This window comes from Lysobacter sp. N42 (assembly GCF_004344885.1).
In genome coordinates this window covers 1-6,990 of sequence record NZ_SKFB01000076.1, presented here as the reverse complement: position 1 = coordinate 6,990, position 6,990 = coordinate 1, and the positions used below count along the sequence as shown (strand labels likewise).

The 6,990-nt window shown below is 71.6% G+C and carries 6 protein-coding genes; 3 read left to right on the top strand and 3 right to left on the bottom strand.

Annotated features, from left to right (window positions below; all coding sequences use genetic code 11):
* Both EYQ95_RS25425 and gpmI read right to left on the bottom strand, forming a co-directional pair.
* Positions 1-798, bottom strand: a 798-nt coding sequence (locus EYQ95_RS25425; protein WP_369333887.1) for a murein hydrolase activator EnvC, incomplete at its 3' end; no start/stop codon positions are given.
* Position 799: 1 nt separating this feature from the next.
* The gene (gene gpmI, locus EYQ95_RS25420; protein WP_243700083.1) at positions 800-2,332 is read right to left on the bottom strand and encodes a 2,3-bisphosphoglycerate-independent phosphoglycerate mutase; all 1,533 of its coding nucleotides are present in this window, start codon (positions 2,330-2,332) and stop codon (positions 800-802) included.
* A 138-nt stretch (positions 2,333-2,470) separates the two neighbouring features.
* Between gpmI and EYQ95_RS25415 the strand changes: the two genes are divergently transcribed.
* The 3 genes from EYQ95_RS25415 (at position 2,471) to EYQ95_RS25405 (ending at position 5,597) form a co-directional block, all read left to right on the top strand.
* The gene (locus tag EYQ95_RS25415; RefSeq protein ID WP_132331878.1) at positions 2,471-3,151 is read left to right on the top strand and encodes a hypothetical protein; all 681 of its coding nucleotides are present in this window, start codon (positions 2,471-2,473) and stop codon (positions 3,149-3,151) included.
* Positions 3,152-3,228: 77 nt separating this feature from the next.
* Positions 3,229-4,941, top strand: coding sequence for a M28 family metallopeptidase (locus EYQ95_RS25410; RefSeq protein ID WP_132331876.1), 1,713 nt, complete (start codon positions 3,229-3,231; stop codon positions 4,939-4,941).
* 260 nt (positions 4,942-5,201) lie between these two features.
* A complete protein-coding gene (locus EYQ95_RS25405; RefSeq protein WP_132331874.1) occupies positions 5,202-5,597 on the top strand; it encodes an MAPEG family protein in 396 nt (131 codons plus the stop codon).
* A 111-nt stretch (positions 5,598-5,708) separates the two neighbouring features.
* Here the strand turns inward: EYQ95_RS25405 and EYQ95_RS25400 are convergent.
* Positions 5,709-6,841, bottom strand: a protein-coding gene (locus EYQ95_RS25400) for an IS3 family transposase (RefSeq protein ID WP_132331872.1) whose coding sequence is annotated in 2 segments (ribosomal slippage) — positions 5,709-6,586 and positions 6,586-6,841 — 1,134 coding nt in all. Because the reading frame shifts where the segments join, the coding sequence is not laid out codon by codon here.
* Positions 6,842-6,990: the final 149 nt, after the last annotated feature.

Genomic DNA, 6,990 nt, shown 5'->3' with positions numbered 1-6,990 from the left:
GGCACGCGCCCTCGCGGCGGCGGCCTTCTCCGCCCGCGCCCGCTCGGCGGCCAGGCGCTTGCGCTCGGCGGCCGCCTTCGCCGCGGCTGCGCGCAGCCGCTTGAGCAGCTGTTCCAGCGAACGCGCATCGCGGCCGAGTGCCTTCTCGCGCTCGGCACGGTCGCGATAGCGCTGCTCGATCTGCGCGACCAGCGCCGCGCGCGCAGCGCGGTCACGCTGCAGCTTCGCAAGCTGCGCGGCCTGCTCGCGCTGCGCCGCGGTGAGCGCGTTCTGCCGCTGCGCGATCTCCGCCTCGACGCGGTCGAGCTCGGCCAGCTGCGTGGTCAGGCTGCGGATGCGCTGCGCGCGCGCCCGCTGCAGGTAGGCGTGATAGGTGAGCACGCGTTGCGCGTCCTCGACGCGGTCGCGGGCGAGCAGCGACTTCAGCGCACCCGCCCGGCCCTGCCGGTCGGCCGCGCGCAGCAGCGAGGCCAGTTCCTCGCGCGCGCCCGACAACGTGCCGCGCAGCGCCTTCTGCCGGCTGTGCAGCTGGGCCAGGCGCACGCGGTCGGCCTCGATCTCCGCCTGTGTCTGCCGCAGCGCACGGTCGCTCGCGCCCACCTGTTCGTCGGCACTGCGCAACTCGCGCGCCGCCTCCCCGCGCTGGCCTTCCAGCCGGCGCCGCTCGGCCGCCACGCCCTGCAGTTCGCGCTTGACCTGCTGCAGCTGGCGTTCGGCCTTGCGCGTGTCCTGCGCCTGCGCGCCGGCGCCCGCGAGCGCGAGCACGGCGATGAGCAGCAGGCGGCAGGGCGCGCGCATCTCAGCCTTCGAGCAGGCTGGTGCCCGTCATCTCGACGGGCTTGTCCACGCCCAGCAGGTCGAGGATGGTCGGCGCGACGTCGCGCAGCGCGCCGCCCGCGCGCAGCCGGGCCGCCCGCGGGCCGCAGTAGACGAAGGGCACCGGGCCGACCGTGTGCGCGGTATGCGGCTGCCCGGTGGCAGGGTCGCGCATCATCTCGAGGTTGCCGTGGTCGGCGGTGACCAGCAGCGCGCCGTGCATGTCGGCAACCGCCTCGCGGATCGCGCCGATGGCCACGTCCACCGCTTCGGCGGCCTGGATCGCCGCGCTGATGACCCCGGTGTGCCCGACCATGTCGGGATTGGCGATGTTGCAGATGGCGACGTCCACCTCGCCCGAGCGGATCGCGGCGCAAAGCCTGTCGGTGACCTCGGGGCAGCTCATCTCCGGCTGCAGGTCGTAGGTGGCCACCTTGGGGCTCGGCACGAGGATGCGCGTTTCGCCCGGATACTCCTCCTCGCGCCCGCCGCTGAAGAAGAAGGTGACGTGCGCGTACTTCTCGGTCTCGGCGATGCGCAGCTGGCTCAGGCCATGCGCGGCGAGCACCTCGCCCAGCGTGTTGCGCAGCTCGTCGGGGCCGAAGGCGGCCGGCGCCGGCAACTTCGCGTCGTACTCGGTGAGGCAGACGAAGCGCGAGAGCCGCGGGCGGCGCGCATCGAAGCCGTCGAATGCGGGCGCGACGAAGGCCGCGGTGAGCTGGCGCGCGCGGTCGGCGCGGAAGTTCATGAAGACCACCGCGTCGCCATCGCGCATCGGCGCGTGGCCTGCGATGACCGTGGGCGCGACGAACTCGTCGGTCTCCCCGCGCGCATAGGCCTCGCGCAGCGCGGCCGTCGCGTCGACGGCGACATGGTCGGCGCGTGCCTCGACGATCGCATCCCATGCGCGGCGCACGCGGTCCCAGCGCTTGTCGCGATCCATCGCGAAGTAGCGGCCGGACACCGTCGCCACATGGGCATTGCCCAGGCGTGCGCACAGGGCCTGCAGCGCGACCAGGCTCGCTTCGGCCGACTGCGGCGGCGTGTCGCGGCCGTCGAGGAAGGCGTGGACGGCCACGCGCGGCACGCCGAGGCGATGCGCCATCTCCAGCATCGCGAACACGTGCTGCTCGTGGCTGTGCACGCCGCCCGGCGACAGCAGCCCCATCACGTGCAGCACGCCACCGGCGGACTTCGCGCCCTCGCAGGCCGCGCGCAGCTCGGCATTGTCGAAGAAGCTGCCGTCCTCGATGGCCGCGTCGATCCGCGTGAGGTCCTGGTAGACGATGCGGCCGGCGCCGAGGTTCATGTGCCCGACCTCGGAATTGCCCATCTGCCCCTCCGGCAGGCCCACGTGGCGGCCCTCGGTGTGGATCAGCGTGTGCGGACAGGCCGCCACCAGCGCGTTCCAGTTCGGCAGCCTCGCCTGTGCCAGCGCGTTGTCGGTGGGATCCTCGCGGTGGCCCCAGCCATCGAGGATCAGCAGGACGACGGGCTTGACGGCGGCTTGGGACACGGCGGCTCCTGTGACTTCGGGCAGGTGCCCGGCGGATCGGAAAGCGCGATTGTATCGGGGCGTTCCCCGCCGGCCCGCACGCGGCTTAAACCGTGCGCGGCCTTCGCGCATCGAAGCCGGACTCCCAAGGAGAGAACCATGCGCCTGCCCATTTCCGCTCCGCTCGCCCTCGCGCTCGGCCTGGCGCTCGCGCCCGCCTACGCACAGCAGGGCCCGAACATCGAGAAGGTCAATGGCTCCATCCATGCCGAGCCCGGCAAGGCCTACGGTGACCTCGAAACCGTGAACGGTTCGATCCGCATCGGCGCCAATGCGCGCGTGAGCGACGCGGAAACCGTGAACGGCTCGATCCGCATGGAGCCGGGCGCGCAGGCCGACAACCTGGAAACGGTCAACGGCAGCATCCGCATCGAGGGCGGCAACCGCGTGGGCGGCCTGTCGACGGTCAATGGCGGCGTATTCGTCGGTCGCGGCGGTACGGTCGATGGCGACGTCGAAACGGTGAACGGCGCGATCGGCCTGGTCGACACCGACGTGGCCGGCGGCATCGAGACGGTCAACGGCGACGTCACCGTGGGCGTGGGCAGCCACGTGCGTGGCGGCATCCGTGTCGAGAAGCCGCAGATGAGCGGGCTGGGGATCACCATCCGCAAGAAGCGCGATCCGCGCATCGTCATCGGTCCGAACGCGCGCGTGGACGGCCCGCTGGTGTTCGAGCGCACCGTCGAGCTGTGGGTGCATTCGACTGCACGCACCGGCCCGATCACCGGTGCCACCGCCCGGCGCTTCAGCACGGACGCCCCGCCGCCGCGCGACTGACGCAGGCCCGCCTGCTGCGGGCCTAGAATCGGCCGGTCGGCGCGGCATCCTGCCGCGTCGCCCAGCCGGAGCCCGCGATGTCCCGACGCTTCCCCGCCGCGCCCTACGCGGCCCTCCCGCTCGCCCTGGCCGCCGTGCTCGCCGGCTGCGCCGCCACGCCGCAGGCCGGCGCGCCCGCGGCGCCCGCCGGCCATGCCTTCCGGGCCGCGATCGACGGCGCCGACTTCGCCGCGCACGTGCGCACGCTCGCCTCCGACGAGTTCGGCGGCCGCGCACCCGGCAGCGCCGGCGAGGAGCGCACGGTCGAGTACCTCGCCGCGCAGTTCGGCCGCATGGGCCTGGCGCCCGGCAACCAGGGCAGCTGGTTCCAGACCGTGCCGATGGTCGAAACCACGGCCGACCCGGCCACCACGCTCACCCTGGAGGTCAGGGGCAAGCCGCGCACGCTGGCCTTCGGCACCGACATGGTCGTGGGCACCCGCACCGCGAAGCCGCAGGTGAAGCTGGACGCCAGCCAGCTCGTGTTCGTCGGCTACGGCGTCAATGCGCCCGAGCGCGGCTGGAACGACTACGCCGGCCTCGACGTGCGCGGCAAGACCGTGGTCATCCTCGTCAACGACCCCGGCTTCCACACGCAGGACGCCGCGCTGTTCGACGGCAAGGCCATGACCTACTACGGCCGCTGGACCTACAAGTTCGAGGAAGCCGCGCGCCAGGGCGCCGCCGGCGCGCTCATCGTGCACGACGACCTGGGCGCGGCCTATGGCTGGGACGTGGTGAAGAACTCCTGGAGCGGCGCGCAGTTCGACCTGCGCGCCAGCGACGACCCCGAGCCGCGCCTGCCCGTGCAGGGCTGGATCACGCAGGCGCAGGCGAAGTCGCTGTTCGCCGACCTCGGCCTCGAGCTCGACGCGCTCTACCGGCAGGCCTCGCGCAAGGGTTTCAGGGCGATCCCGCTGGATGCGCGCGCCAGCGTCGACCTCAGGAGCAGCGTGGCCGAGAAGTCCTCGCGCAACGTCGTCGCCCGCCTGCCGGGCCGCACCCGCCCGGACGAAGCCATCGTCTACATGGCGCACTGGGACCACCTGGGCGACCACGGCCACGAGGGCCACGGCGAGGCGACGCCCGCGGACGACGCGATCTACAACGGCGCCATCGACAACGCGACCGGCGTGGCGGGCATCCTCGAGATCGCCGAGGCGTTCGCGAGTCGCCCGCGGCGGCCGGAGCGTTCGCTGGTGTTCGTGGCGGTGACGCTGGAGGAGTCGGGCCTGCTGGGCTCGAAGTACTACGTCGCCAATCCCGCGGTGCCGCTGAAGAACACCGTCGCGGTGGTGAACCTAGACGCCATGCCCGTCACGCCCCGCGCCAGGGACATGACGGTCATCGGCTACGGTAATTCCGAGCTCGAGGATCTGCTCGCCGCCGCGGCGAAATCGCAGGGTCGCGTGCTCACGCCCGAGCCCACGCCCGAGCACGGCTACTACTTCCGCTCCGACCACTTCAACTTCGCCAAGGCCGGCGTGCCCGCGCTCTATGCCAAGGGCGGCGACGACCTGGTGGAGGGCGGCGTGGAAGCCGGCCGCACGATCGCGCAGGCCTACCGCGCCGAGCGCTACCACAAGCCCTCCGACGAGTTCGACCCCGCGTGGACGTACGAGGGCGTCGTGCTGGACCTGCAGGCGCTCTACGCGGTGGGCGAGGTGCTCGCCGACGGCCCGGCCTGGCCGCGCTGGCGCGATGGCAACGCCTTCCGCGCTGCGCAGGAACGGCTGCGCGGCGCACGCTGACGATCGCCGGACGGCGCGCAGCTCGCGCCGTCCGGTCAACCCGGCCGGGCAGCAATCCATGTCCGCAGGGCCGCAGCTCGAGATGCCGGTGGGCCAGCCGCAGGCCGGCTCGCCGCCCATCGAATGACGCGGCGCATCGGGCCGCCACGCAGGAGGCGTGCCGACCGCGGCGGCACGGCCATCCGCGCTGCCGCCGCATCGCGGGTGACGTGCGCGCAATCGACCGGCTACCCTCGCGGCTCCTGACCCGGAGCCACCCCATGTCGATCTCCGTCGCCTACTGGTGCGTGCTCGTCGCGGCCGTATTGCCCTACGTCTGGGTCGGCCTGGCCAAGGCCGGCGGCCGCGGCTACGACAACCATGACCCCCGCGGCTGGATGGCGCGCCAGGCCGAGCCACGCCGCCTCCGTGCCAACGCCGCCCAGCTCAACGCCTTCGAAGCCCTGCCGGCATTCGTCGCGGGCGTCGCGCTCGCCGCCCTCGCCGAGGTGGACGAAACACGCGTGGCGCTGCTGGCCATCGTCTTCGTCGCCGCACGCGTGCTGCACGGCATCTTCTACATTGCCGACCTCGCCAGCCTGCGCAGCCTGGCCTGGCTCGTCGGTCTGGCCTGCAGCCTCGGCCTCATCGCGCAGGCGGCGCTGGCGTCCGCCTGAAGCCCAGTCGCCGCAGGGCGGGCGCGCACCGCACACCGTTCGATCCACGGTAGAGCGGACCTGCGGGCCGCCGTCGTCACTCTGACCTGCCCCCAGTAGCCGTACCACCAGTTACTGGGAGAGCCCGGGGTTGAAGGGTATTTTGGGTTGATGGGTTTGGGTGCGGTGGTTGGCAGCGAACTGGGCGGGCGGGATGCGACCACAACTGCTGTGCGGCCTGACCTCGTTGTAATCCCGCCGCCACTCGGTGATGACGTCGCGGGCCTGTGCGAGCGACGTGAACCAGTGCTCGTTCAAGCACTCGTCGCGGAACTTCCCATTGAAGCTCTCGATGTAGCCGTTCTGCATGGGTCGGCCGGGCTCGATCAACAGGTGCTGGATGCCGTGTTGCTGCGTCCATGCGATGAAGGCCCGGCTGGTGAACTCCGGACCGTTGTCCGTACGTACGGCTCGTGGATAGCCCCGGAACCGCGCCGCCTGATCCAGCACGCGCACGACGTAGGCGCCGCTGATGCCGTGGTCGACGGTGATGTCGACGCACTCGTGGGTGAAGTCGTCGGCGACAGTCAGGCTCTTCAGGCGACGACCATTGGCCAAGGCGTCGCTGACGAAGTCCATGCTCCACACCGCGTTGGGGGCGGCTGCAGCCGATAGTGCCTGGCGTTCGCTTGGTGGCCTGCGGATCTTCTTGCGACGACGCACCGCAAGGTTCGCCTCGCGATACAGGCGGTAGACCTTCTTGTGGTTCACAGCCGGGTACTCCGGACGCAGCAGGTCGTGCAGCCGGCGATAGCCGAACCGGCGGCGAACCTGTGCCAGCTCGATGATCCGCGCCGACAGCGCCTGTGTCGCAGGCGGCAGCGTAGGCGGGTGGCGGAAGGCATCGCGGGACAGCCCCGCAAGGCGGCACGCCCGGCGCTCGCTCACCACCAAAGCTTCGAGCATGCGTCGGGCCGCCTCGCGCTTGCGTTGCGGGGCTAGCGTTTTACCCCGAAGCCCACTTTGAGCGCCTCGATGTCCAGGTGCGCCTCGGCCAGCAGCCGCTTGAGTCGGGCGTTCTCCGACTCGAGCTCCTTCAGGCGCTTGGCGTCCTCCGCCTCCATGCCGCCGTACTTGGCGCGCCAGGCGTAGAAGCTGGCGGGGCTGAAGCCGTTTTGCCGGCCCAGCTCCGATACCGCCATACCCGCCTCGGCCTGCTTGATGAAGCCGATGATCTGTTCCGTGGTGAAGCGACTCTTGCGCATGTCCGTCCTCTCTCGGTGACGGACTCTACCCAGCTTCGACTGGTACGGCTCAGTGGGGGCAGGTCAAGACGACTGCACCCGTGGCCCCGAGGGTTGCCCGCGGGCGGCGCGAGCATGCCGTACGGGTTGGGGCGCGGCCTGTTTCGCCG

What these genes read in the sequence shown, in the direction of transcription:
- EYQ95_RS25415 (WP_132331878.1), top strand. Translation starts at nt 2,471, where the DNA reads ATGCGCCTGCCCATTTCCGCTCCGCTCGCCCTCGCGCTCGGCCTGGCG.
- EYQ95_RS25410 (WP_132331876.1), top strand. Translation starts at nt 3,229, where the DNA reads ATGTCCCGACGCTTCCCCGCCGCGCCCTACGCGGCCCTCCCGCTCGCC.
- EYQ95_RS25405 (WP_132331874.1), top strand. Translation starts at nt 5,202, where the DNA reads ATGTCGATCTCCGTCGCCTACTGGTGCGTGCTCGTCGCGGCCGTATTG.